At 56.8% G+C, this 26355-nt stretch carries 24 protein-coding genes; 10 read left to right on the top strand and 14 right to left on the bottom strand.

The window, feature by feature from the left end; genetic code table 11:
* The first annotated feature begins 106 nt into the window (after positions 1 to 106).
* The 7 genes from JYB85_RS06175 to JYB85_RS06145 all read left to right on the top strand — a co-directional run bounded on the left by JYB85_RS06175 (position 107) and on the right by JYB85_RS06145 (position 3919).
* Positions 107 to 559: a hypothetical protein gene (locus JYB85_RS06175; RefSeq protein WP_207381489.1), complete on the top strand. Its 453-nt coding sequence runs from the start codon at positions 107 to 109 to the stop codon at positions 557 to 559.
* A gap of 42 nt (positions 560 to 601) precedes the next feature.
* A complete protein-coding gene (locus tag JYB85_RS06170) occupies positions 602 to 1141 on the top strand; it encodes a GNAT family N-acetyltransferase (RefSeq protein WP_207381488.1) in 540 nt (179 codons plus the stop codon).
* 154 nt (positions 1142 to 1295) lie between these two features.
* Positions 1296 to 2207, top strand: a complete 912-nt coding sequence (locus tag JYB85_RS06165; protein ID WP_207381487.1) for an EamA family transporter — start codon at positions 1296 to 1298, stop codon at positions 2205 to 2207.
* Positions 2208 to 2209: 2 nt separating this feature from the next.
* Positions 2210 to 2728: a GFA family protein gene (locus JYB85_RS06160; protein ID WP_207381486.1), complete on the top strand. Its 519-nt coding sequence runs from the start codon at positions 2210 to 2212 to the stop codon at positions 2726 to 2728.
* An 8-nt stretch (positions 2729 to 2736) separates the two neighbouring features.
* A complete protein-coding gene (locus JYB85_RS06155; RefSeq protein ID WP_207381485.1) occupies positions 2737 to 3243 on the top strand; it encodes a GNAT family N-acetyltransferase in 507 nt (168 codons plus the stop codon).
* 193 nt (positions 3244 to 3436) lie between these two features.
* Complete coding sequence (locus tag JYB85_RS06150) at positions 3437 to 3643, top strand: hypothetical protein (RefSeq protein ID WP_207381484.1); 207 nt, start codon at positions 3437 to 3439, stop codon at positions 3641 to 3643.
* A 60-nt stretch (positions 3644 to 3703) separates the two neighbouring features.
* Positions 3704 to 3919 (top strand): DUF7661 family protein, encoded by a 216-nt coding sequence (locus JYB85_RS06145; protein WP_207381483.1) that lies wholly within the window; start codon positions 3704 to 3706, stop codon positions 3917 to 3919.
* A gap of 6 nt (positions 3920 to 3925) precedes the next feature.
* On the opposite strand, the gene JYB85_RS06140 is transcribed toward JYB85_RS06145, so the two are convergent.
* The gene (locus JYB85_RS06140) at positions 3926 to 5302 is read right to left on the bottom strand and encodes a GGDEF domain-containing protein (protein ID WP_207381482.1); all 1377 of its coding nucleotides are present in this window, start codon (positions 5300 to 5302) and stop codon (positions 3926 to 3928) included.
* Positions 5303 to 5742: 440 nt separating this feature from the next.
* On the opposite strand from JYB85_RS06140, the gene JYB85_RS06135 reads away from it, so the two are divergent.
* Together JYB85_RS06135 and JYB85_RS06130 are read left to right on the top strand one after the other, a co-directional pair.
* The gene (locus tag JYB85_RS06135) at positions 5743 to 7647 is read left to right on the top strand and encodes an alpha-amylase (RefSeq protein WP_207381481.1); all 1905 of its coding nucleotides are present in this window, start codon (positions 5743 to 5745) and stop codon (positions 7645 to 7647) included.
* A 169-nt stretch (positions 7648 to 7816) separates the two neighbouring features.
* Positions 7817 to 8041, top strand: a complete 225-nt coding sequence (locus JYB85_RS06130; RefSeq protein ID WP_207381985.1) for a DUF1289 domain-containing protein — start codon at positions 7817 to 7819, stop codon at positions 8039 to 8041.
* A gap of 89 nt (positions 8042 to 8130) precedes the next feature.
* On the opposite strand, the gene bla is transcribed toward JYB85_RS06130, so the two are convergent.
* The 9 genes from bla to JYB85_RS06085 all read right to left on the bottom strand — a co-directional run bounded on the left by bla (position 8131) and on the right by JYB85_RS06085 (position 19697).
* A complete protein-coding gene (gene bla / locus JYB85_RS06125; RefSeq protein WP_207381480.1) occupies positions 8131 to 8910 on the bottom strand; it encodes a subclass B1 metallo-beta-lactamase in 780 nt (259 codons plus the stop codon).
* A 66-nt stretch (positions 8911 to 8976) separates the two neighbouring features.
* Positions 8977 to 10509, bottom strand: a complete 1533-nt coding sequence (locus tag JYB85_RS06120; RefSeq protein ID WP_207381479.1) for a peptide MFS transporter — start codon at positions 10507 to 10509, stop codon at positions 8977 to 8979.
* A 170-nt stretch (positions 10510 to 10679) separates the two neighbouring features.
* On the bottom strand, positions 10680 to 11039 hold the full coding sequence (locus tag JYB85_RS06115) for a YajD family HNH nuclease (protein WP_228730216.1): 360 nt from the start codon (positions 11037 to 11039) through the stop codon (positions 10680 to 10682).
* A 24-nt stretch (positions 11040 to 11063) separates the two neighbouring features.
* Entirely contained in the window at positions 11064 to 13046 is a 1983-nt protein-coding gene (locus JYB85_RS06110) for a BCCT family transporter (protein WP_207381983.1), read from the bottom strand.
* A gap of 338 nt (positions 13047 to 13384) precedes the next feature.
* On the bottom strand, positions 13385 to 13957 hold the full coding sequence (locus tag JYB85_RS06105) for a DUF502 domain-containing protein (protein ID WP_207381478.1): 573 nt from the start codon (positions 13955 to 13957) through the stop codon (positions 13385 to 13387).
* A gap of 171 nt (positions 13958 to 14128) precedes the next feature.
* A complete protein-coding gene (gene phoU, locus JYB85_RS06100; RefSeq protein WP_207381477.1) occupies positions 14129 to 14839 on the bottom strand; it encodes a phosphate signaling complex protein PhoU in 711 nt (236 codons plus the stop codon).
* A gap of 41 nt (positions 14840 to 14880) precedes the next feature.
* Positions 14881 to 15699 (bottom strand): phosphate ABC transporter ATP-binding protein PstB, encoded by an 819-nt coding sequence (gene pstB / locus JYB85_RS06095; protein ID WP_207381476.1) that lies wholly within the window; start codon positions 15697 to 15699, stop codon positions 14881 to 14883.
* A 35-nt stretch (positions 15700 to 15734) separates the two neighbouring features.
* Entirely contained in the window at positions 15735 to 17387 is a 1653-nt protein-coding gene (gene pstA / locus JYB85_RS06090; protein WP_207381475.1) for a phosphate ABC transporter permease PstA, read from the bottom strand.
* A gap of 51 nt (positions 17388 to 17438) precedes the next feature.
* The gene (locus JYB85_RS06085; protein ID WP_207381474.1) at positions 17439 to 19697 is read right to left on the bottom strand and encodes an ABC transporter permease subunit; all 2259 of its coding nucleotides are present in this window, start codon (positions 19695 to 19697) and stop codon (positions 17439 to 17441) included.
* Between the two features lie 189 nt (positions 19698 to 19886).
* On the opposite strand from JYB85_RS06085, the gene JYB85_RS06080 reads away from it, so the two are divergent.
* Positions 19887 to 20387, top strand: a complete 501-nt coding sequence (locus tag JYB85_RS06080; RefSeq protein ID WP_207322497.1) for a glycine cleavage system protein R — start codon at positions 19887 to 19889, stop codon at positions 20385 to 20387.
* A 43-nt stretch (positions 20388 to 20430) separates the two neighbouring features.
* On the opposite strand, the gene JYB85_RS06075 is transcribed toward JYB85_RS06080, so the two are convergent.
* The 4 genes from JYB85_RS06075 to JYB85_RS06060 form a co-directional block, all read right to left on the bottom strand.
* The gene (locus tag JYB85_RS06075; RefSeq protein WP_207381982.1) at positions 20431 to 21306 is read right to left on the bottom strand and encodes a DMT family transporter; all 876 of its coding nucleotides are present in this window, start codon (positions 21304 to 21306) and stop codon (positions 20431 to 20433) included.
* 259 nt (positions 21307 to 21565) lie between these two features.
* On the bottom strand, positions 21566 to 22498 hold the full coding sequence (gene mak / locus JYB85_RS06070) for a fructokinase (RefSeq protein ID WP_207381473.1): 933 nt from the start codon (positions 22496 to 22498) through the stop codon (positions 21566 to 21568).
* A 39-nt stretch (positions 22499 to 22537) separates the two neighbouring features.
* On the bottom strand, positions 22538 to 25081 hold the full coding sequence (locus JYB85_RS06065) for a glycoside hydrolase family 3 protein (protein ID WP_207381472.1): 2544 nt from the start codon (positions 25079 to 25081) through the stop codon (positions 22538 to 22540).
* A complete protein-coding gene (locus tag JYB85_RS06060; RefSeq protein ID WP_207381471.1) occupies positions 25078 to 26331 on the bottom strand; it encodes a sugar MFS transporter in 1254 nt (417 codons plus the stop codon). Before JYB85_RS06060 ends, JYB85_RS06065 begins: the two co-directional genes overlap by 4 nt.
* Between the last annotated feature and the right edge of the window lie 24 nt (positions 26332 to 26355).

Here is a 26355-nt window from a genome sequence, read left to right as displayed (position 1 = left end):
CCAATATTTTTAGACTCATCATCTGTGATGTTGAACATTCAGTTTATGTCTATCAACAAGTCATCATTGCATTAGTAATGGCTTATTAAATCTATCAAGGACGAATATGTATAAATTTATACTGCTATTACTGGTATTAAGCTTGGATGCCACTGCCTGTGGCGATAAAACCAAGGAGTTCCATCCTTTTGCCATCGAGGAGACATTCGACGAGGAAGTACAGGACAATTTGAAATCCTTTAGGATTTTGTCGCCCATACACAAGGGTGAGAGCTTCTTAAGCGGCATCATGGCAGAAGTGAGAAATGAGTTTTTAGTCTATTTGGATATACATGAGGACTATGAGTACGAGGGCGAATATTACTATTCCTATTTAACTGTCGCCGACAAGTATTTAAACAATGTAAGAATAACCTTGTACTATGATACAACCACCAAAGACAGGTCAGTCATGTCATTTTGTGGCAATTCTAAAATGTATATGCTCACTGAGCTGGCCGAGATTGCACCTGCCCCCCCAGCACCTCCTTCGGCACAGAGGAATTCACACCAAGAGTAATAATTGAATCACTCGCAAGAAATACAGGCTAAGAGATACCAGATGAAAATAATCGAAGCTGAACGAACCGACCTAAGCGCCTTCTTTACCTACCTTGAGCGCCAGTTGGCGGAAAACGGTGTTGGTGAAGGCCCACTGTTCCAGCCGCTCTCCAGGACCCAAAACACCGTCGGCGAGCAAACCCGAGACAAGTTCAGCAAGGGGTTTGACGCAGAACCCGGACAGCCAACCTGGCGCAAGCTGTGGTTGGTCATGGATGAACAGGGTCGGGTCAAAGGACACATAGATTTACGCCATCACGGCGGCGAGCATTCGTTTCACCGGGTACTGATGGGGATGGGGGTGGACAGCAGCTGTCGCAAACTGGGGCTGGGGCAAAGGTTGGTCAACACAGTGCTGGCCTATTGCCAGGCAAAACCCGGCATTGAGTGGCTGGATTTGAATGTGCTGGCCTCCAACTTGCCGGCCCAGAGTCTGTATCTGAAGTGCGGTTTCAACATCATAGGGCGCACGGAAGACTATTACCGCATAGATGGTGAATCCGTTGCCGAAATCAGCATGACCATCAGCACCGGATCATGACATAACACGATCGAAGCTACTTTATATTGGCTGTGATGCCGAGCCGAATAATTCAAGCACAATCGCCCATAGATAGTGATGAGCGTTAAGGCGCTGGAGCCGGCGCAGCTCTCGCGCAATACAAGGATTAAACCAACAAGGAAACTGACCTGATATGGATGTTAAAAGCCTGGGCTGTGCCCTTCTGGTGGTGTTTATCTGGGGGGTGAACTTCTCGGTCATTAAATTTGGCCTGGAAGAACTGCCGCCCATAATGTTCTCCGGACTGCGATTCCTGATAGTCGCCCTGCCGGCGGTGTTCTTTGTGCCCTTTCCCAAGACCTCGGCCTGGAATATTGTCGGTGTTGGACTCTTCCTTGGGGTGCTGAAATTCGGATTGTTGTTTGTGGCCATGAAGGCCGATGTGTCGGCGGGGATCGCTTCCTTGCTGTTGCAGGCCCAGGTCATTTTCACCATATTGCTCAGCGTCTTACTCTGGAAAGAGGCCATCAGCCGTTTTCAGGCCCTGGGTATGCTGCTGGCCGCGGCGGGATTTTGCCTGTTTTTCCTCAATAGCCAGGGCAACGCCACCATAGTAGGCGTATCGATGATACTCTGTGCCGCCTTGTTCTGGGCCGTATCCAATCTCATCATGAAGCGCATGGGCCAGGTTAACCTGCTGCATTTCATGGTTTGGGTCAGCCTGATCCCGCCCCTGCCCTTGTTTGTGCTGTCCTACCTGTTTGAAACCCAGCATCCCCTCACGCTGCTGGCGGCCACCACGGCAAAAACCTGGATATCTCTGGCCTATGTGGGCTATGTGTCGACGCTTATTGCCTTTGCCCTTTGGGGTTGGCTGCTGCGCAATCACTCCGCGGCAACTGTAACCCCCTTTGCACTGTTAATCCCGGTGGTCGGCATGCTGGGCTCAGGTCTGCTGCTGGATGAACGTTTGACCGGCTTGGAAATGACCGGCAGCAGCCTGATCCTTTTTGGGCTGAGCATCTCTATACTGGGTCAGCGTCTCTTTAATGGGATCAACCAGCGAAGGCAACACCTGAACAGGCTTGAACGGGAGGATTGTTAACCATGAATACATCAGCACATTTTCCGGCCGAGGGAGGCTGCGACTGCGGCCAGGTTCGCTATCGCCTTGAGACTCACCCCTTGTTTGTACACTGCTGCCATTGCCGCTGGTGTCAGCGGGAAACCGGCGCCTCTTTCGCCCTCAATGCCATGATAGAGGCCGACCGAGTAAGCCTGCTGTCCGGCGAAGCTGTCATCATCAATACCCCCTCTGCCAGCGGCAAGGGACAGCTGATCGCCCGCTGCCCCAAGTGCCTGGTGGCGCTGTGGAGCAGTTACGCCGGCTCGGGCCCCATTATGCGCTTTGTGCGGGTAGGCACTTTAGACAATCCGGATTTACTGCCACCGGACATACATATTTTCACCGCCTCCAAACAGCCCTGGCTGCAGCTTGCGGACGACGCGCCCACGGTCAGCGAATACTATGACCGCAAACAGTACTGGCCGCCCGAGAGCCAGGCGCGGTATCAGGCGATACTGCCAGATATCCGGGCCTATAAGGCAGGCCTGAAAGATCAATGAGCTCAGGCATGACCTTTGAATTGTTAAGCCCCAAACACGCCTGTGCCCTGCTGCGGTTCGAGCTGGAAAACCGCGATTATTTTGAAACCCTGATAGCCCCAAGGCCGGTGGGCTTTCTCAGTGAGCAGGGCATTGCCCGGCATATCGACGCGCAGTTATCGGCCCATGAACTCAAGCGCGCCCGTTCGCTGGTGTTGCTCGACGGGCAGTCCATTATCGCCCGCGCCAATCTCAAGGAGCTGGACGACAAGCGCCACAGCGGGGAACTGGGTTACCGGGTTGCGGCGGCCCACACAGGCAAGGGCGTGGCATCACTGTGCGTGGCAGAGTTGGCCAGGCTTGCGGCCGGTCCCCTGGGGCTCAAGCAACTGTACGCCTACGTGCTTGAAAATAATCCTGCTTCGTCACGGGTGCTGCTGAAAAACCACTTTACCCAAATTGAATTCATCCCCGACTTTACCTGGCACAGTGGCAGGCAGCTTGATTGTGTTAAATATGGGCTGAGATTGGCATAATGCGGATACAGAAAGGCAGCTGATATTGGCGGCGGTAATGTGCATAGATATGGTGAAATAGCCCTGCAATCCACCAAGCCAACGTGCCGGTCTTGGCTTAGCTGGGCTGGGCTGGGCTGGGCATCATTGCCCCATGTCCCTACTTGCATTTTTCCGGTATTCTGCTGAATTGGTTTACAATATGGAGTACATGATGGCGGCAAATACCATGGCCGATTTAATCCTTCACTTTATGGTGTTGTGCATTTCCGTAGGTTTCATTTTCCATGGCTATAGGCTAAGACAAGTGCGTGCCGTAACAGTGAACTTTGCCTCTCCTACTGTCTTTATCATTATCGGTATACTGCTCGCTATTAGCCAAATATTTGAACTTGCTGATATCTTCTATCCCAAAGCCTGAGGTTATCTTCAATGTTTTCTAGCCAGCATTAGAACAAGCTAACAACGCAGGGCCAGCACTATGAAATTTGACATCTTTGGCAAAAAAATCCTCGAAGTGACCCGAATCGGCGATGAGTGGCGGGCCTGCTACTGCGGCACGGGCGGTGTAAAGCGCAAGGCCGAGGATATCCGTATTCCCGCCGGCATCAATGAGGCCGAACTTGAGGACTACATAGCCGATATATTCCATGAATGGGCGACCCCGGGAAGGGATCGCATAGTTAAGCTTAGTTAAGCCTGGTTACAGCACAGTCACCCGGTTGCGACCGTCCTGTTTCGAGCGGTACAGGGCCTGGTCGGCACGCTTGATAAAGCTTTCCCTGTCGTCTTGCGGCAAGAATCTTGTCAGCCCCAGACTGGCGGTAAAGTAAGGTAACCCCGGCACCTTGTCCGTTTCGAACAGCAGGCGGATCTTCTCGGCTATGGCCAGGACGTCTTGGCTGTCGTGCTGACGGAATAACAGGGCAAACTCCTCACCTCCCAGACGGAACAGGCTGTCGCTCTGGCGGACGTGCTCCTTGAGCAATTTCACCGCCTGTTGCAATACCTGGTCGCCGACATCGTGACCATGGTTGTCATTGATGGCCTTGAAGTGGTCCAAATCCAGCATCAAGAGATGCACTGGCACGCCACGGCGACCGTATTCCAACTCCATGGCAAGACAATCCTCCCATTTATGCCGGTTAAAGGCGCCGGTCAGCTTGTCCGTGGTAGCCAATTGGATAAGCTGCTTTTCCATCTCATGCCGGTTCACCATCTCGCTGGAGAAGCGCTCCACCACCTGCTGCACGTCCCTGGCCAGCTCACTCAGTTCGTCCTGGCCGCGCTGCGGTTCATCCTCACCGGGCTCCTTGGGCGCGGGCGCCAGGCTTTGGTTCAGCCTGGCAATCTGGGTCTGGATATAGCCCAGGCGGCGCCGAAAACTGCGGATGATGTACCAGGTAACATAAATACCAATCAGGAAGGCGCTGACGCCGAGGGAGGTATTGACGATAAAAAACTCCTGCTCATGGCGCTCGGCGTTTTTGGCAATGTCTTCGGTCAGGGCTTCGATATCCAGCAATAAGCGCTCCGCCAGACTATCTAGCTGCTCGTCAAGAGTCTCTAACCTGAGCCAATTGGCCGCGGCAGTTTCCGCCTCGGGTTTATTGAAAAGTTCACCGGCCTTTTGCAGGTATTCCTGACGCAGGATCTGGAAATGTTCGATGGCACTCAGCACCCGCTTGTGCTCGGCCACCTCTTCGGCGATCTGGGCCGTGCTCAGGCCGCGATGGATAAGCTGCTCGGCCTTTTCCACCTGCCGGGACAACTGGACACCGTGATCCATAAAAGCCGCCAGTTGAGGTTTAATAACGGCCGCCGCCAACTGCGCGTCCCGTCCAAGACGTAATTTTTCAAACAGTATGTGCTTCTGTAGCTGCAGTACTTCAATCTCCGCAATCACTTCGGTAAGCGGAATGTCTATTTCGGCCACCTCACGCATTTCGGCACCAATCTGCGTCAGCTTGACTATGGAATAGACAATCACCACGAAAATAAAGCTGAGCAACAAGGTGGATAACCCGCCGATCTTGCGGGTAATGGATTCGCTTATCCAGTGAAGTATGGACTGGGTCATGACGGCTCTGCTGTGTTTGGCTTGGGTCAGATCCTAGAAAGTCGGGGCAAATTAGCAAGCCTTTTCAGGCCTTACCAGCATCTGACCAGGCATAGCACGGCCAATAACGCCAGCCCGCAGGTTCCCAATGACTTGACCAGTTTCCCGCCCCCAATTTCTGCCTTCCCGCCCGTAGCAGGCAAAAAGGCCGGTGCACCAGATCGTTTTTGGTCTTTTACCTTGCTTTTATTGCCTTTTTCAGCGTGAACCCACTGGTTACCGCACAAAACACCATTAACATGCATACGTATTCATAACAATTTGGCAACACAGTATGTGGCCCGTTGTTCAATAACCGGCCTATATTGAGACACCGGTTTTCGGGACGGGACCCGAGACGGAATGCGGTTAAAACAATAATAAAGACCAAGGGATGGGTCGCTCATTTATGGGGATTATCCATGAGTCACACAAGCACTAAACACCCGGCACAACAGCTCAAACACCCAGTATTTACACCTCAACCCCTTGCCAAAACCCGCTCATCCAGATTGGCAGGCTGCACCCTGGCAGGCCTGCTGACCCTGATGTCTTCGGCGGCACAGGCCGACAATGGCGTGATGATGCAGTATTTCCAGTGGTATACGCCAAATGACGGCAGCCTGTGGACCCAGGTGGCCCAGGAGGCGCCCAATCTCGCCGCAGCCGGCATTACCGCTCTGTGGTTGCCACCGGCCTACAAGGGCGCATCCGGGGCCGCCGATGTGGGTTACGGGGTCTATGACATGTATGACCTGGGTGAATTCAATCAGAAGGGCAGCATACGCACCAAATACGGCACCAAGGATGAATACCTGGCGGCCATCAACAGCGCCCATGCCAATGGCCTGCAGATCTACGGCGATGTGGTGTTCAACCACAGGGGCGGCGCCGATGCCACCGAGTCGGTGCAGGCGGTACGGGTCGACTGGAACGATCGCAATCGCGAATATGGCAGCGATGTGCAGATAGATGCCTGGACCGATTTTAACTTTGCCGGTCGCAACAACGCTTACTCCAGCTTCAAATGGCACTGGTATCACTTCGATGGCGTCGACTGGGCCCAGAACCTCAATGAAAGCGCCGTCTTCAAATTCCGCGGCATAGGTAAGGCCTGGGATTGGGAAGTGGACGGCAACAACGGCAACTATGACTACCTGATGTTTGCCGATCTCGACATGGATCACCCGGAAGTCGTGGATGAGCTTAAGCGCTGGGGCGATTGGTACGTGAATTTCACCGGTGTCGATGGCTTCCGCCTTGATGCGGTAAAACACATCAAATTCAGCTTCTTCAGCGAATGGCTCGACAGCGTTCGCAGCAGCACCGGCAAACCCTTGTTTACCGTGGGCGAGTATTGGAGTTACAACAAGGAAGAACTGCACAACTACATCAGCGCCACCGGTGGTCGCATGTCCTTGTTTGACGCGCCGCTGCACATGAATTTCCATCAGGCCTCCATCAGCGGTGGCAATTACAATATGGCGACCCTGATGGACAACACCCTGATGAAGGAGCAGCCAAGTCTGGCGGTCACCCTGGTGGAAAACCACGATACCCAGCCCTGTCAGGCGCTGGAATCCCGGGTGCAGGATTGGTTCAAACCCCTGGCCTATGCCTTTATCCTGCTGCGGGAGGAAGGTTACCCCAATATCTTTCACGCCGATTATTACGGTGCCAACTACACCAGCTCAGACAACAACTGCAATAACAGTAACATAGTGATCGCCTCCCAGAAGACCAAACTCGATGTGCTGTTGCAGGCTCGCCAAAAGTATGCCCATGGCCCACAGCTGAGTTATCTGGATCACCATGACATCATTGGCTGGACCCGTTTGGGTGACGCCAGTCATCCCCAGGCCATGGCGGTCATCATGAGTGATGGTCCAGGAGGCAGCAAATGGATGAATGTGAGTCGGGCAAACAAAAGCTTTATCGATATCAGCGGTAACCACGGCGCAACCGTGGTCAGCAACGGCGATGGTTGGGCGGAATTCCCGGTCAACGGCGGCTCCTACTCAGTCTGGGTCGAACAGCCCGCTGTACAGGTCAACTTCAGTTGCGGCAACGGCATCACCCAATGGGGCGAGAATGTCGCCGCCGTTGGCAATACCGATGTGCTGGGCAACTGGGATCCCGCCAAGGCAGTGGTGCTGTCGGCAACGGATTACCCCACCTGGAAAGGCAACATTGGCGTACCGGCCAATAGCCGGATTGAGTGGAAATGCATCAAGGTCAACAATGGCCAGGTGGTGTGGCAAAGCGGTGCCAACAACATCTTCACCTCTCCCGCCAGTGGCACAGGCAGCACCTCGGGGACATTCTGACCTGGACTCCCGTCAGCCGGGAATTGATGAGGCCTGGGGTGACGGAGCTTTATGCCCTTAGGCCCGCTTTAATCCCCTATCCAGCCCAGGCCCCAGCCCAATCGACTTTGGGATGGGGCCTCTTCATGCTAGACTCCCTCGCCTCAGAATCACCAAGAAAAGCATAATGATCCAATCCCCTTGCGTGGCCCGTTGCGGTCTGAACGATGATGATTACTGTATGGGCTGCATGCGCCACATAGACGAAATCGTCGCCTGGAGTCAGGCCAGCGATGAACAGAAACAGGCGATTATTGCTGCCCTGTCCGCCCGGCGCGAACACCTCAGCGGTGAAAACAGCCAGAGTCTGAGCCGGGCGAAATGGCTGGAAGCTGAGGCCAGGCTGGCCAAATAGGCCAACAGGCTAAAGTGGCAAGCCGGCCGCCATTCATACAAAGAAAAAGGCCGCTGAGACAGCGACCTTGATTCGATTCAGCCTCAATACTATTGCGACTTTTGTGCGGCGGCCCGGCTCAAGGCCAGGGTATGCCTGAGCAGCGCAATATCGCCGTTGTCACCGTGACCGGGCACCACCCTTGCAGCCCCGGGATAGCGGCTCAGCAGGGCTTCGATACTGTCCGGCCAGGCAGGGACATCACCATCAGCGGTATTGCCCATGGATTGGGTCTCCAGGCTGCGTACCAGGCAGCCACCGAACAGGGTTTTCTGCCCCGGCAGCCAGGCCACCAGGTTATCCAGACTGTGGCCGGCACCGGGAAAATAGGCCTCCACCCGGCCATGGAACAGCAACTGGGGGCCGGCTTCCAGACTGTGACTTGCCTGCACCTTGCCATTTTCGACCAGTAAACGATTGGTATCGGCCGATGCAAAGGTGGCCACACCGGCGGCATTGAGGGCCGCCAGGCCGCCGGCCCTGTCCTCGTGCCAGTGGGTCGACAGACTGCCTTCCAGGGTTAAATCGCGCGCTTTCAGCCAGGCCAGCAGCTGCTCCGTGTCTTCATTGCCCCAGGGGGTGTCAATCAGGAAGGCGTTTTTGCCCTCCACCAGCAAGAGCCCGTTGGCACTGACCCGGCCAAACCCTTTCACCGTCTGGAATGACTGGTGCTGGTACAGACCTGGCTCCAGTTCGGTCAGGGTCAGGTTTTCCGCCTGGGCATTGGCCGCGGGCAGGCACAGGGCCAACAGGGTCAAACCTAAGCGTTTGAAACCAGGATGTTTGAAACCTGGTTGTTTGAAACCTGGGCGGGATATCAGTGAACGCATGCAAACTCCTTTTCAGTGAAAAAAATGCCGACCTCTGGGATCGGCATCCTATCAGACCTCAGGGCCTCAGTTGGCTTCGGCCATCAGGCCGTTGCTGTCACCGTTATGGCTGTGGTGGGTGTCGGTCAGACGACGCATCAGCGGCAATACCGCCAACGCGATAAAGGTACAGACCAGGGCTGCCATGCCCAGCTTGTTGAACAAACTGGTGTAGATGGGCAGGGTTTGCAGCGGATCGGTCAGCCCCTGGGGCACGCTGGCATAGTTGGCCACCACACCACCCAGGTACTGGGAAATACCCGAGGCCACAAAGTAAGCGCCCATCATAAAGCCGCCCATACGTTCGGGCACGTAACGGGCGATCATTGCCAGACCCAGTCCGCTTACCAGCAGCTCGCCCAATGAATAGGCGCCATAACCCGCAATCATCACCCAGGATGAGGTCTTGCCGTTGACGGCAAACTCACCGGCGATACCGTAGATAAAGAAGCCGGCAGCGACCACGGCAAACCCCAGGGCGAACTTGGCGGCGATGGACAGGTCCTTGTTGTTGCGACCGGCGGTGGCATAGACCCAGGCCAGTACTGGGCTCAGCAGCATGATCCAGATGGGGTTCAACGCCTGGAACTGGGCCGGAGACCAGGTCCACAGGTGGGCACCGAACATCTGGAAATCCCAGTCAACGTTCCGCAGGGCAAACAGTGCCAGGGAGGTGGACATTTGCTGGTAGAAAATAAAGAAGAATACCGTCTGCACCGTCAGGACCAGGGCGGCGATAAGACCGGCGCGCTCACTGACTTCACTGGTGCGGATAAGGTGAGCAAAAATCGCCAATACGCAGACACCGGCACCGTAGACGAATACCCGTGCCACATCCTCGTATTCCAGGATAAAGGCCGAGGCCACCACCGACAGGGCCGCCAGACCCAGCACAGCCGCCAGTTTTTTCATTTTCACCGGACGGGAGTCGGGCTCCGAGCCGTAGGCATCCAGGGTGTGACGCATCACCATGTAGTTGGCCAGGCCCACCAGCAAGCCAACGCAGCACACGGCAAAGGCGGCATGCCAGCCGAACTCGTTGCCATAGGTGGCGTTGACATAGTCCTTGATCCAGGGCGTCAGCAGCATGGAGAAGGTGGAGCCCACGTTCACTGCCATGTAATAGATGGTGAAGGCTGAATCGATTTTGGAATCGTCGCCGTCGTAAATCTTGCGTACCAGGTTACCGGCATTGGGCTTGAACAGGCCGTTACCCACCACGATAACGCCGAGGGCGGAGAACAGGAACCAGGTGTTTTCGGTGGGCACAGTCATCAAGGCGTAGCCCAGTGACAGGATAGCGGCACCAATCAGCATGGTGCGTTTGGTGCCGAGGATCTTGTCACCGACCCAACCGCCGATGGCGGGTGACACATAAATCAAGGCCGCACAGGCGCTCCATACCAGATTGGCGCGGCTGTCTTCAAAGCCCAGACGCTGCACCATGAAGTACACGATAAGCGCCTGCATGCCGTAAAAGCCAAAACGTTCCCACAATTCGATGAGCGATACGGTCATAAATGACCGGGTCTGACTCACCTGAGGTTTCCCTAAAGTCATAAGCTTGCTTCCATCTTGATTAAAATTATTGTTCGCCGAGTATATGTGGGCGGCTTTGACAAACCAATCCCCCCACGCAAGGTTACAGATTTGGTTACAAATTCAGTGCAGTGGTTCCACAAGTGAGCACAAAAAAAGCGCCCAAGGGCGCTTTTTACAATAACCGGGCATCAGCCCTTTTTGGCCATCATGGCCTTGAGATCCGCAAAGGGATTGAAGGTGGCGGCCTCCTGTTTGGCCTCCTGGGTGCCACCGTAACGGATCAACTCTTCAAAACGGGAGTGCTCATTGTCGTGGCAATAGAGACACAGCAGTTCCCAGTTGGAGCCATCGGGCGGGTTGTTGTCGTGGTTGTGGTCCTTGTGATGCACCGTCAGCTCCGACAGGTTCTTGTGGGTAAACTCACGGGCACAGCGGCCGCAGATCCAGGGATACAGCTTTAGGGCCTTTTCACGATAGTCCCCCTCACGCTTTTCGCGGTACTCACGCTCGGCGGCCAGTACCTTGTCCAACTTGCTTTGTTCTGCCATGTTTCTTTTCCGGTATTCAGGGCCTCAGGGGCTCTCTACATATTCGGCACAGGAGAGGTGCAGATAGTGCAAATGCTTCTCGTATTGGGTCACTATGTCTGCCTGGATCTGCTCCTCTGTGTAACCCATAACATCATAATACTGACCGCCATGTTCGAGGAAGACCTCGACCCGGTAATAACTGTGTTGTGATGTGTCCTGGCCCTCAGTCTGCGGGGCACCCGGCAGAATAAACGCCCTGATACGAAGATCGTAGATAAAAGTCTGGCTGTCCTCACCACCTATCATCAGTCTTACCCTGTCTTCAATGTGCTGCATCTCGGCATGAAAGCCCCGGGAAAGGAATCCCTGGCATACCTTTGACAAAGCAGGTCTGGCGACTTCATCAACAAAATCCTGCGCCTGCTGATAACTGGGGTGAGACACCAGAACCTCAATCCTGTCCTCCCAGGACATATTGACACTGGCGTATTGCACACTGGTGGTGTGTAACTGCACGCTGCTCAGTTTAAGCCAGTCATCCTGCAATGCCTTGAAAAGACCAAAACAAATCAACAACATCACCAGCAGAAACGGCATGGCACTGGCGATAGCCGCGGTCTGCAACGCCTGCAGCCCCCCGGCCAATAACAGTACCGAGGCCACCAGTCCCTGCAGCAGCGCCCAGAATATCCGCTGCCACACAGGCGCATTCAAATCGCCGCCCGAGGTGAGATTATCTATCACCAGGGAGCCCGAATCCGATGAGGTCACGAAAAACGTCACCACCAGGCACACCGCAATAACGGACAACAGACTCGACAAAGGTAGATGTTCAAAGAAGATAAACAGGGCAACGGAAACATCGGTCGACACAGCTTCGGCCAGGTAATCTGCCCCCTGATGCATGATGGCATCAATGGCGGAATTACCGAATACCGTCATCCACAAAAAGGTGAATCCTGTGGGCACAAACAATACCCCTACCAGAAATTCGCGAATGGTACGGCCACGGGACACCCGCGCAATAAAAGTACCAACAAAGGGTGACCAGGAAATCCACCAGCCCCAATACAACAAGGTCCAGCCCCCCAGCCAATCATTCTTTTGCTCGTAGGCATACAGGTTGAAAGTTTTGCCCACCAACTCGCTCAAATAGCCCCCGGTGTTCTGCACAAAAGATTGCAGCAATGACACGGTCGGGCCGAACAGCAACACGATTAACAGCAGCAGTATCGCCAGCGCCAGATTCAATTCGCTCAGACGCTTGACCCCTTTGTCCAGTCCGGAAAATACCGAGCCGGTGGCGATCAGGGTAATGCCGGCAATCAAGGCCACCTGCATCCCGGATGAAATGGGAAACGAGTCCCCAAAAAGAAAGTTCAGTCCCGAATTCACCTGCAAGACTCCGAAACCGAGCGAAGTCGCCACCCCAAACATGGTGCCGAGGACGGCGAAGGTGTCGACGCAATGTCCCAATGGGCCATAGATGCGCTCCCCTATCAGAGGATAGAGCGCGCTGCGGGGTAAAAGCGGTAACTTATGACGGTAGCTGAAATAGGCCAGACTCAATGCCACCACGGCATAAATGGTCCATGCATGGATCCCCCAGTGAAAAAAGGTGATCTTCATGGCCTCCTTGGCGGCCTCAAGGCTGCGGGGATCGGCGTCCGGAGGGGCAAGATAGTGCATCACGGGTTCGCCAACGCCGAAAAACATCAGACCTATGCCCATGCCCGCGGAGAACAACATGGCAATCCAACTTTTGTAGTTGTAATCGGGTTCTGAGTGGTCGGGTCCCAGCTTGATATCCCCGAAACGGCTGACCATAACGAAGATGATAAAAATCAGAAAAATGGCTACGCCCAGAATGTATAGCCAGCCGGCCTTGAGCTCCAGCCAGGACTGTACCGATTTGAACAGCACCTGAGCCTCATTGGGCCAGAGTGCGCCCACCAATACCAAGGCAAAAATACACAGCACCGAGGAGAAAAACACCGGCGGGTTGATACTTGATTTGATCACTATTTGGTTCCCCTGTTACGAACCACATCCGCCGCAAGCCCACCAACGCTCAGGTACGGGAGCCTTGCCGGGACGGGTTCAAGACACACCAAAAGCTGATAGGGTGTTCATGCGCGGTTTGTGGTGTGCCTCCGCGGGCAGGCTGAGCCTGGAAAAATGGAGGCAGATCCGCTCACCGGCATCCAATTGGGGGGAGCGAAAACGGATAACCGGGGTATAAGGGGCAATCCACGGGGGTACAAACTACTACTTTTGGCAACAATCAGCGTAGATTATACATAAAAATGAACAAAAAGGGGAGCCAAGCCGGCCCCCTCGGCATTGTGGCCTTGCGATACTTGTCAGTGGGTGGAAATCCCGGCGGTAAGATTAAAGCGCATGGCCTCTTCAAAGCTCCAATTGACCGGCAACAGATCTTCGCGGCGCACCAGACTGGTGACCCCGGCCATCTGGTAGGACAGTTGGAACAGCACGGGCACCCAGTCCCCTTCCGGCAAGGCATCCAGCAGCGGTTTTGGCGGCGCATCGGTCATGATAAAGCCCACCACGTAGCCACCGTTGGCCTGTTTGACCAGCACCACCTGCTGGGACTTGGGCTTGCCGTCACGGTTCATCAGTGAGGCAATATCGCGGATGCTGCCATAGACGGACTTGAACAACGGGAAACGCATCAGAGCGCGTTCAATCTTGCCCCACAGCCAGGTGAAGGGGCTGACGGAAAACAGCAGTCCGGCGGCAAAAATCAGTGCCACCACCAGCAAAAATCCCTCGCCGATAAAGGCGATGCGGATCCCCACCAGCTCCAGCAGCACATTGCCCAGGCCATCGAGGGATTCAAACAGGGACCAGAACAGCCACAGGCTCAACGCCATGGGCAACAAATTCATCAAACCGCGGGTCAGGGTACGCTTCATGGAATGCTCTTGAGTAACAGTCTTGAGTAACAGTCTTGTATTTCGGACCGGGGGCACCGTCGGAAGCTCACCCTTACCGGGCTGCGATAATAGCATGAATGCCAGAAGGCCCATCCGGCAATTTGAAACAACAACGCCGGGCAAGCCCGGCGTTGTTTTGTGCTGCATCAATCAGAGGTGCAGATCCCGCTCCATGTCCTCGTAGGAGGTATGGCGCACGTCCTTGCCCTTCACGTAGTAGATGATGTATTCGCAGACGTTTTTACAGCGATCGCCGACCCGCTCCACCGCTCGGGCGGCCCAAAGCACGTCCAGCACACCGGGGATGGAACGGGGATCTTCCATCATATAGGTCATCAGCTGACGGATAATGCCCTCGTATTCCTTGTCCAGACGGGCATCTTCCTTGTGCAGTTCAAAGGCGGCATCGGCATCCATACGGGCCAGGGCGTCGAGGGTGGCATGCAGCATACGGGTGGCATGACGGCCCATGCTTTCGATGCTCACCAGCAAGGGTTGCTGGTTGTTGTTGCGCTTCTCCAGTGCGGCCTTGGCGATACGCACGCAGGCATCACCGATGCGCTCAAGATCGGCAATGGTCTTGGAAATGGCGATGATAAGACGCAGGTCACTGGCAGCCGGTTGGCGCTTGGCGATAATGCGGGTGCATTCCTCGTCGATGGACACTTCCATGCCGTTGACCTTGTGATCGCCATCGATCACCTTTTTCGCCAGCTCGGCATCCAGGCTGCCGAGGGCATCCAGCGCCTGCTCCAGCTGGCGCTCCACCAGCCCGCCCATGGCGAGTACCCGGTTGCGTATGTCCTCAAGCTCAGCGTTGAACTGACCGGAGATATGCTTGTTGGTGCTTAACTTGTCCATTGATATTCAAACCCTTGCTGATTCTCGGGTGACCGGCGGCATTAGCCGTAACGGCCGGTGATATAGTCTTCGGTCTTGCGCTTGGCCGGTGTGGTGAAGATGGTGTTGGTATCGGCATACTCCACCAGCTCGCCCATGTACATAAAAGCGGTCTGATCCGACACCCTGGCTGCCTGTTGCATGTTGTGGGTCACTATCACCACAGTGTACTGGGCCTTGAGTTCGGTGATCAGTTCCTCGATGGTCAGGGTCGAGATGGGGTCCAGTGCCGAGGTGGGTTCGTCGAGCAGCAAAACCTCAGGCTCGATGGCGATGGCACGGGCTATCACCAGACGCTGCTGCTGACCACCGGACAGGCCGAAGGCATTGTCATGCAGACGGTCTTTCACCTCGTCCCAAATGGCAGCGCCACGCAGTGAACGCTCACAGGCCTCGTCCAGTTCACGGCGGTTGTTGACGCCCTGAAGGCGCAGACCGTAGACCACGTTTTCATAGATGGACTTGGGGAACGGATTGGGGCGCTGGAACACCATGCCCACGTTGCGACGCAGGGCCGCCACATCTACCTTCTTGTCGTAAATGTTCTGGCCGTGCAGCAGGATCTCACCGCTGATGTTGCAGTTGTCCACCAGGTCGTTCATGCGGTTGATACAGCGCAACAGGGTGGATTTACCACAACCGCTGGGACCGATAAAGGCGGTGACCTTCTTCTTGGGGATCTTCATCGACACATCGAACAGCGCCTGCTTGTCGCCATAACGCAGATCCAGGTTGCGGATCTCCAGCGCGGTTTCAGCCTCGGGCAGGTTTACCAGATCCAGAGTGTCATTTTTCATAACTGAACTGTCTATCGAAATCATATTCTGTACCAATTGTCAGGATAAGCGCGGCAATCTTAATGCTCAAGGGAGCGATACTTTTCACGCAGGTGGTTGCGAACACTGATGGCGGTAAGGTTCAGCGCCACGATCACAGACACCAGCAGGAAGGAAGTGGCGTACACCAGGGGCCGCGCCGCCTCCACGTTGGGGCTTTGGAAGCCCACATCATAAATATGGAAACCCAGGTGCATGAACTTGCGTTCCAGATGCACAAAGGGGAAGTTCATGTCGATGGGCAGGGTTGGCGCCAGTTTCACCACACCCACCAGCATCAGCGGTGCCACCTCACCGGCGGCACGGGCCACCGCCAGGATAAGCCCCGTCATGATGGCCGGGCTCGCCATGGGGATCACGATGCGCCACAGGGTTTCGGCCTTGGTGGCCCCCAGGGCCAGACTGCCCTGGCGCACGGCGCTCGGAATACGGGACAGGCCTTCCTCGGTGGACACTATCACCACAGGCAGGGTCAAAATCGCCAGGGTCAGGGCCGACCAAATCACCCCGGGAGAACCAAAGGTGGGCGACGGCAGCGCCTCGGGGAAGAACAGCTGATCCAGTGAGCCCCCCAGCATGTAAACGAAGAAGCCCAGACCAAACACACCGTACACAATGGAAGGCACACCGGCCAGGTTGATCACTGCAATGCGGATCATCTTGGTGACGGGGCCCTTTTTGGCATATTCGTGCAGGTAAATGGCGGCCACCACACCAAAGGGGGTCACTATTACCGCCATCAGCAGCACCATGAACACTGTGCCGAAAATCGCCGGGAATACCCCCCCCTCGGTGTTGGCTTCACGGGGATCGTCGCTGACGAAATTACCCACGCCGGCGAACCAGGCCAGCAGACGGCCGCCAAGGCCCAGACGGTTGGCATAGGTCACGTGCAGCACTGTATCTAGCTTGAGGCTGACCTCTTCACCACGCATGTCGCGCACTATCACGGCATCACGACCGGCATCGTCACGCAGGGAGAAGAGTTCCTTTTCCAGCACCAGGTACTTGTCCTCCAGCGCTTTGCGCTCGGCGGCCAGTTCCAGCTTACGGCTGTCGGTCAACTCGTTATTGAGCTCAAAACCCCGCTCTTTCAGGCGCAGGCGCTCCAACTGATAGTTGATTGCCCCTATGTCTTTTTTCTGCAACTGCTCGGCACGTTTGGCCAGGGCCACGGCGCGGTCTATGTGCTGCTGCAGCGAAGCTTCCACATCGGTCAGTTCCAGGCGCTGGCCGTTTTCAATCACGGCCACAGGATAACCGTAGAAGTTGCCGTTTTTGGAGCGCTCCAATACCGCCACGTCCGCCGGCGTGCTGCGGCTGACAATGTCGGTTTCCAATATCCAGCGGAAATCCAGCCCCACGAATTCGCGGTTACCGGTCTTGACCAGATAGCGGGTCACGAATTCACCGGGCGGGGTGACAAACTCGGCCCCGGCGGCCAGCAGGCGCTCGGAAGGCACCACTTCGCTATCATAAATCTCACCTATGAGCACGGACTCGACGCCCTTGGCATCCCTGAGTTTCCACTCATAAATATCGGCCGGCCAGAAGTAGGACAGACCACGCCAGGCAATCAGCAGCAACAGGCCCAGCACGGCGATCAGGCTCAGGCTGACGGCACCACCCGTCATCCAGATCCAGGGCGAACCCGATTTGAACCACTTACCCATGACGGCCATCCCTCAATGCAGACAAAAATTCAAACATGTGCAATCCCCAGGTTACAGCGAGCTGTAACGTTCACGCAGCCGCTGCCTTACCACTTCGGCTACCGTGTTGAAAACAAAGGTAAAGATAAAGAGTACGAAGGCCGCCAGGAACAGCACCCGGTAGTGGGAGCTGCCGATGGCCGATTCGGGCATTTCCACCGCAATGTTGGCCGCCAGGGTACGCATACCCTCGAATACGCTCCACTCCATGATGGCGGTGTTACCCGTAGCCATCAGTACTATCATGGTCTCGCCCACCGCGCGGCCAAGGCCCATCATTACCGCCGAGAAAATCCCCGGACTGGCGGTCAGCAATACCACCCGGGTCAGGGTTTGCCAGGGGGTGGCCCCCAGAGCCAGACTGCCGTTTGACAGATGGCGCGGCACTGAGAAGATGGCATCTTCGGCGATGGAGAAAATGGTCGGGATCACCGCAAAGCCCATGGCAATACCCACCACCAAGGCGTTGCGCTGGTCGAAGGTAATACCCAGCTCATGGGTGATAAACAGTCGGGTGTCTCCACCGAACAGGGCCACTTCCAGCATGGGGCTGAATTCAAAGGCCAGCCAGCCCACCAGGATGATCACCGGCAGCAGCATCAACTCCTGATACACCTCGGGCAAACGTTGTTTCCAGCGGCCGGGCAACTTGCTCCAGCCAAAGGCGCTCAGCAAAATGCTCACAGGCAAGAGGATAAGCAGCAGCACTATACCCGGCAGATGGTCTTCCACCAGGGGGGCCAGCCACAGGCCGGCGAGGAAACCCAGGATCACGGTCGGCAGGGCTTCCATGATTTCAATGGTGGGTTTCACCAGAGCGCGCACCTTGGGCGACATGAAATAGGCGGTATAGATGGCACCGGCTATGGCCAAAGGTACGGCGAACAGCATGGCATACAGGGCCGCCTTGATGGTCCCGAACGCCAGCGGCATCAGGCTCAACTTGGCTTCAAAGTCATCGGAACCCGAAGTTGACTGCCACACATAGGCAGGTTCGGGATAGCCCTCGTACCACACCTTGGTCCACAGGGCACTCCAGGACACTTCCGGGTGGGCGTTGGATACGGCAAACAGGTGCAGCTTGTTGCCGGCGTCGACCACCAGTGCATTGGAACGGGGGCTGAAACCCATGGCCTTGGGCTGGGCGATATCAAAGGTTTCACTCAGCAGCTCACGCTCACTGGTGGTGTACAGCAGGGTCAGCTTGCCGCTGTCACTGACGGTGGCAAAGCTCTTGCGATAAAACTCACTGGCCAGGGTATCAACCTTGCCCAGGCCCTTGAATTCACGGATTTCACGGTACAGACGGCCCTTTTCGCCGTTGACCTGGAAATATTGCGCCACATCGCCATTGTCATAACCGAGCAATATGGAGCTGGCACCGGCCAACAGGCTCATGCGGGTCAGGGTCAGCTTGCTACGCTCTGCATTGATGACCTGCAGCAGGCTGGGGCTGTCGGCATCACGGGTATCGTAAACGTAGACCTTGGAGCCGGATTGCAACATCAACTGGCGTTGGTCCGGGGTCATCAGGGCGCTGTTGACCTTGGCCGGGGCATCGTCGAGCACCGCATTGCTGGCGCTCCACTCCACTTCCTCGGTCAGCAGGTTCTCTTCCCCTTCGAGGCGGGTCAGACGCCATTTGCCGGCGCCACTGCGATAGGCAAAGGTCATCTGGTTGTTGGTCAAACCAAAGGCCAGTTGATCGAGGCTGCCACCGGCTTCATCCACTTGAATGGCGCCATCGGCATTGAGGGCCCTGAGTTTGGGGGTGATGAGCCTTTTGCCCTCGGAGGGATAGGTCACACCAAACTCCACCCGGTACAGCAATACCTGACCGTTGGACAGACCCAGGGCAAACTTTTGCTCTGCGGCTGTGGCCACGGCACTGCTGACCACGGTCACACCTTCGGGCAATTGGGGAATGTGGGACTCAATCAGGCTGCCATCGGCCACGCGCAGGAAGTCCACTTCACCGGCGATGGACACCCGGTAGGCAATTTCATTCTGTTCGTCGCTGCCCACCATCAGGGCTGCGGCGCGATTGTCAGGGTAGCTCATGTTGGCTTTGGGGCTGACTTCGGCACCATCAAAGATGGGTTTCACCACATAAAGCAGGTAAAAGAAGATCAGCAGCAGGGCCACGAACACCATGATGCCGCCGATACTCACCCCTATCTGGGTCGCCTTGTCTTTGAAGGCCCGGCGGCTGTTACCCTTTGCCACCAGGAAATTGGCCATAGCCTTGGGCTCAGTGACCTGACTGTCCATTGATAACCTCTGTTGAAAAGCTTGCGCTTTTTTTCACTGTGATTGGCTACGATGCCGTGTTAACTATAAGCTTAAAGCAGCCATCCCATTGATGGATGCGCAGATTATATGACGCAAAAATGACAGTTGTGTTACATCCCCTGAATTTCCGGCAGCCGAGTTAACGCCCAAACCGAGGAGAATTTTGCCATGCTGCGATACCTGATCACCCTGCAGGCCCCCGACAGAACCGGCCTGGTGGAACAGATAGCCCACGCCGTCAGCCGCCACGGCGGTAATTGGCTGGATTCGGAGCTCAGGCACATTGACGGCATCTTTGCCGCCATACTCCTGCTGGAGCTGCCATCCCAGCAATGGGAGGAGCTGATTGAAAATCTCGAGTGCATAGACGGCCTCACCCTCACCTATGCCCGCACCTCTGTGGCCAAAAAGCCTGCCCTGAGGCGCAGTTACAGCCTGGTGGCCTACGACAGGCCCGGGTTGGTATTGGATATCTCCAACAAGATCACCGCCCTTGGGATCAATATTGAGCAGTTCTCCAGCCAGTATGAGAGCGCCAGTCACACCGGGGTTGCCCTGTTCCGCGCCACCTTCTCACTGGGGCTGGACAATCAGGATCAGGAAGCCCGGCTGACCGAATCCCTGTACCGTATCGGGGACGATGTAGTGCTCGACAAACTCGGCCGTTAATGACTCTTTCCGGCTTGGCTGCCGCTCTCAATCCGATAGCGGCTCAGTCCTGCAGCGGCTGCTGATGCCTGGATTTCACCAGGTAACGCAGCGGCACCTGGGACACCAGCATACCCAGCAGCATCAGGCCGCAGCCCACCAGGGCCCGGCCATCGAGCTGCTCATCCAACAGCCACACACCGCCTATGGCAGCGAACACGGTTTCCAGGCTGAGGATGATGGCCGCATGGGCCGGATGGGCATGCTTTTGCGCCAGCACCTGCAGGGTATAGGCCACCCCCACCGAAATCAGCCCCGAATAGGCCAGCGCCTGCCAGCCACCGATAACGCCACTCCAGCTGGTGGTTTCCAAGACCACAGACACCAGGGCGCTGAGCAGGGCACAGACGAAAAATTGCAGGCAGGCCAGCAGCACAGGCGCATGGCGGCGGGCAAAATGATCTATGGCCAGAATATGCACGGCCCAGAACAGGGCGCCGATCAGCTGCAATCCATCCCCCAGGCCAATGCTGAGGCCATCACGGATACTGAGCAGATACAGGCCCACCAAGGCCAGGACACAACCGGCCCAGGTGTTGCTGCCGGTCTTGTGTTTGAGCGCCAGGCCAAGCACGGGCACCAGCACTATATAGAGACCTGTGATAAAACCGGCGTTGGCGGCCGTGGTGTACAGCAGGCCCACCTGCTGCAGCGAAGCGCCGATAAACAGCAGACCACCGCAGAGCAGCGCCCCCCGCCACAGGCCGTCGGTGCTGAGGGTCAAACTGCCCCTTTGTTTCAGCCACCAAATCAGCGGCAACAGGCTCAGGGCGCCGATGAAAAACCTGATGCCATTAAAGGCAAAGGGTGCCATATGGTCCATCCCCAGCCGCTGGGCCACAAACCCCAGCCCCCAGATCACCGCCGCCACCAACAACATCAGATTTGCCACAGACTTCCCCTTGAAATTCAAAACCCTCACATTACCCCAAGGCTCACACCTCAGGCAATGGCTGCGCCAGAGCGCCAGGAGATTTCGCTGCGAAGACCTATGGGCTCAGGCTAAAAAAGCAGGATAAAAAAAGGGCGCCACAAGGGCGCCAAAAGCACATAACGACAGAAAGGAACTTTTACTATTGGGCCCCGGCTAACTGCCGGGCCCGGATATTTTTCGCGGCTCAGGGCTCAGGGCTCAGGGCTCAGGCACAGGCCTCGGGCGACATAGCAGCAAGCTCGCCGGGCGCCCACAACCAGGCGGCCCCCCGGACACCGGAGGAGGCACCGTGGTGGTTTTTCAATACCGGCGTGGCACACTCGCCCCCCAACACATACTTTGGCAACAGCGCCGGCAGCCGCTGGTAAATCAGGTCAATATTGGACACCCCACCGCCCAGCACTATGGCATCCGGGTCGAGGGTATTGATGACCTGGGCCAGGGCCCGGGCCAGACGGTCGATAAAGCGCTCAAATGCCGCCTCGGCCAGTGCATCGCCCTCGGCAATTCTGGCCACAATTTCGATACCGCTTGTCGCTTCGCCGCCATGGGCGCGGAAATCCCGCACAAAGCCGGTGCCCGAAACAAAGGTTTCTATGCAATCGGCATTGCCGCAGAAACAACGGGTGGAATTGAACTCCTCCGCCGTCATCCAGGGCAAGGGATTGTGTCCCCATTCACCACCAATGCCATTGCCACCGGCATGAACCTTGTGGGAAATGGCGATACCGCCGCCGCAGCCGGTGCCGAGGATAACGCCAAATACCAGCGCCTTGCCCGCACCTGCGCCATCCACGGCTTCCGACACGGCGAAACAATTGGCGTCGTTGGCAATGCGCACCTCGCGGCCCAGCATGGCACCGAGATCTTTGTCCATGGGCTGACCATTGATCCAGGTGGCGTTGCAGTTTTTCACCTTGCCGGACAGGGACGACACCACGCCCGGAATACCTATGCCAATGCTGGCGCGCTGCCCAGTCTCGGCTTCGGCTTCCTTAACCAGTTCAACCACTGCCGCCAGGGTCCCGGGGTAATCCCGGGGGGTGGGGCGACGTTTGCGGAATACCTCGACTCCGGCACCATCGAGCATCACAAGTTCAATCTTGGTGCCGCCCAAGTCAATTCCAATCCGGTACATAACACTCTCCAACTCAGTCTGTTATCGGGTAGCCGCAGGTCACTGGCCCTGGGCTGCAGCAATGGCATCGCAATCCAGGCGCACGGCCTCACTGTTACTGCCGGCTTCTATGGCGATCCTGGCCAGGGTCAAGGTGCCGCCCTGGCTCAGGGTCAGGGTCATGGGGCTCAGCACCTGAGCCAGTTCATTGGCGCCCAATGCCAGGCAACGAAGCGGCATTTCAAAGTGGCGCCACTGGCCATCGGCCCGGGTGTGTCCGGCAATATCAACCGCCCGGCCACAGCTCTTTTCGCAGGCCATCGACAGTGTCAGCGCTCCGCCCTCGGGCAGGGATTGCAGCGCCATGGAGAAGCTCAGCACTGCCGTTTGCGGATCAAAACGTCGCAGGTCCATGGGAAAATCGTCGCGGAAACTCAAGGTCGCCGGCGCACCGAAGCTGAAGCGCCGGGCATCTTCCTGTACCTGCCAGTTCACGCTGCGCACCGACAGAGCGTCCTGCTGCCAAATCCCGCCGCTTACGCTGTGCAGCTTTTGCCCGTCATTCACCGTCAGGCGCCAGGGAGCCTTGATGGCGAGGTCAAAAATCGGCAGTCTTGCCGGTGCGGCATTGAGCTTATTTTGCAGCTCATCAAGCTTGGCAAGCTGACGCGGGTTGGCGTATGCCAGTCCCTCTCCCTGTGCAAACAAGGGTTCGGAATCCCGCTTGGCGTAACCGTCATCAAAGGGGGTCGCCGGCCAGGGAAACGGCAAGCGGCCGCTGAAATCAAAGCCGGGCTTGCCATCGGGAGTGGCGAGCAAAACATCGGCCACCCCTGCCCCCTCGGTGCCCGGCAGCCAGGCAGCAACAAAAGCGTCGGAAAGGTTGATTTCCGGGTTCATCCACAATGGCCTGCCGGACAGGAACACGGACACCAGAGGCAGTCCTGTTCCCTTAGTGGTCTTGATGGCCCTGAGCATGGCGAGATCCCGCTTGTCGCCGCGCTGGTATTCGAGGTTGTCCCGATCGCCATTGCCCTCGGCATAGGGGTCTTCACCGTACACAGCCAAAACCAGATCCGGCTCAAAACCCTCGGGGATTGTGCCATCGACACTGAGTCTGGCCTCACCACCACCGACCTTGAGACCGGCCACCAAGCCCGCGAAGATGGAGGTCGCGCCGGGGAAATCCTGGTTCTGCACTTCGGTGCCCTGCCAGGTCATGCTCCAGCCGCCTGACTGTTTGGGGATATTGTCGGCCCCATCACCTATCACCAACACCTTGGCGTTGGCGGCTATCGGCAGCGTTTGGTCATTGTTCTTCAGCAATACCAGAGACTGGCGTACGGCTTGTCGGGCCAATGCTCTGTGGGCCTCACTGCCAATCTGCTGCTGTTCACCGGCCAACAAGCGCTTTGCCGGTGAAGGCGCATCAAACAAACCACCACGGATTTTCACCCTGAGAATGCGCCTTACCGCATCGTCGAGCCGCGCCATCGGAATGTCGCCCGACTGTGCCTGAGCCAAGGTATTGTCATACAGGGGTTTCCAGGCATCACCGGGGGCCATCAGTATGTCGACACCGGCATTGATGGCTGCCGGGCAGGATGTGCCATCACAGCCGGGTACAAAGGCGTGACCGAGCCAGTCCCCGACCACCAGGCCATCGAAGCCAAGACGGTTCTTCAGCACCTCGGTCAGCAGATAGCGGCTGCCGTGGAGTTTTTCGCCGTTCCAACTGTTGAACGAGGCCATGACAGTCTGCACCCCGGCCGCCACCGCGCCCACGTAGCCCTGGGCATGGCGCTCAATCAGGGTTTGCTCGTCGATGCGGGTATCGCCGCGGTCATTGCCATCCTGGGTGCCACCATCGCCGATGAAGTGTTTCACCGTGGCTATGGTGTGCTTTCCCTGCAACCAGGAGGAGTCACCCACCTTGCCCTGCATGCCTTCAACAAAGGCGTGGCCATAGTCGCGGATAAGCTGGGGATCCCTGGCATAGCCCTCATAGCTGCGACCCCAGCGCAGGTCCTCCACCATGGCGACCGTGGGCGCAAACACCCAATCTATGCCGGTGGCGCGTACCTCTTTGGCGGTTGCCCGGGCGATGTCGGCAATCAAGCCGGGATCCCGGGCGGCCCCCAAGCCAATATTGTGTGGAAACAGGGTGGCACCGAACACATTGCCATGGCCGTGAACCGCATCCGTGCCCCAGATAGGCGGAATGGCAATGCCATCCTCGCTGCTGTCCATGGCAGCCTGATGCAGCTTGTCAGCCAGCGCCACCCAATCGGCGGCCGTGGCCCTGGCATTGTTGCCGGGGAAAGCGCCACCACCGTTAAGATAAGAGCCGAAGCCATAGCGGCGCATGTCTTCCACGGTGAAATCGCGGATCTCGGGTTGGATCACCTGGGCCACTTTCTGCGCCACTGTCATGGTCGACAGCAAGGCATCAATGCGCGCTTCAAGGGCGGCATCGGGCTTAAATGGGGATACCTTGGCGGGCCAACGCTCCAGCTGCAACGAGTCTTGCATTGTGTCCGCCAACAGCGGTGCCGATGCCCCCAATGACAGGGCGAGCAACAGGGAAATTCGATTCAGTTTCATTTTGCAGCCTCTTCGCGGGGCACCGAGCCCTTGAGACCGTAAAAGACGATGTAGAGATAACATATGACCGGCAAAACATAGGACGCAGACAATCCCACGGCATCGGCCAACAGTCCCTGCATCAGCGGCACCACGGCACCGCCGACAATGGCAAGGCAAAGGATGCCGGAGCCCTGGGCCGTGGCACGTCCCAGGCCCTTAAGGGCTAGGCTGAAAATGGTGGGGAACATGATGGAGTTAAACAGCCCCACCGCCAGAATCGCCCACATGGCAATGGCGCCACTGCTGTTCATGGCAACCAGCACCAGCAGCGCGGCCATGGTTGCATTGAATCCCAGTACCTTGCCGGCATCCACTTTTTGCATCACGGCCGCACCGATAAAGCGCCCCACCATGGCGCCGCCCCAGTAAAAGGCAATGTAATGGGCCGCATCGGCCTCGGCCATGGCTGCCACATGGGATTCACCCAAAAAATTCACCAGAAAGCTGCCAATGGCGACTTCACCGCCCACGTAGACGAATATCCCCACCGCACCCAGCACCAGATGGCGATGGCTCAGGGCACTCTGTCCTGTCGCCGCGACCTCATCTTCCTGGTCATGGATGTGGGGTAATTTCAGCAAAGCAAACACCGCCGCCAGCACTATCAGCATGCCGCAAAGCAACAGATAGGGCAGTTTGACTGCATCGGCTTCCGCCTCGGCGGAGGCGCCGACGGCGACCGACAGGATCAGCACCGAGCCAAAGGCCGGCGCTATGGTGGTGCCAAGGGAGTTAAAGGCCTGGGTCAGCGTCAGACGGCTCGAAGCTGTGTCCACCGGCCCCAGCGCAGTAACATAGGGATTGGCCGCCACTTGCAGCACAGTAATGCCGCTGGCCAGCACAAACAGCGCTCCCAGAAACACGCTGTAAGTCGCCGACACCGCCGCAGGATAAAACAGGCCACAGCCCAGTGCCGCGGTTAACAGCCCCACCACTATGCCCTTCTGGTATCCCAGGCGTTTGACCAGAACCCCGGCCGGCACAGACACCAGAAAGTAGGCGCCGAAGAAGCAAAACTGGATCAGCATGGCCTGGGTGTAATTGAGCGAAAATACCGCCTTGAGGTGCGGGATCAGAATGTCGTTGAGACAAGTGATAAAACCCCACATAAAAAACAGTGTGGTCAGAGATCCGAGTGCAAAACGGAAGGTTTCTCCCGCTGCCGGGACGGCAACGCCGCCTGTGCTGGAAATGGGTGTCGCGGCCATCTTTTCTCCCCTTGAATGACACTG

This window comes from Shewanella sedimentimangrovi (genome assembly GCF_017354965.1).
In the GTDB taxonomy this organism is placed as follows: Bacteria; Pseudomonadota; Gammaproteobacteria; order Enterobacterales; family Shewanellaceae; genus Shewanella; species Shewanella cyperi.
Note: the sequence above shows the minus strand (reverse complement) of the source record. Positions and strands in the feature narration are given on the sequence as shown.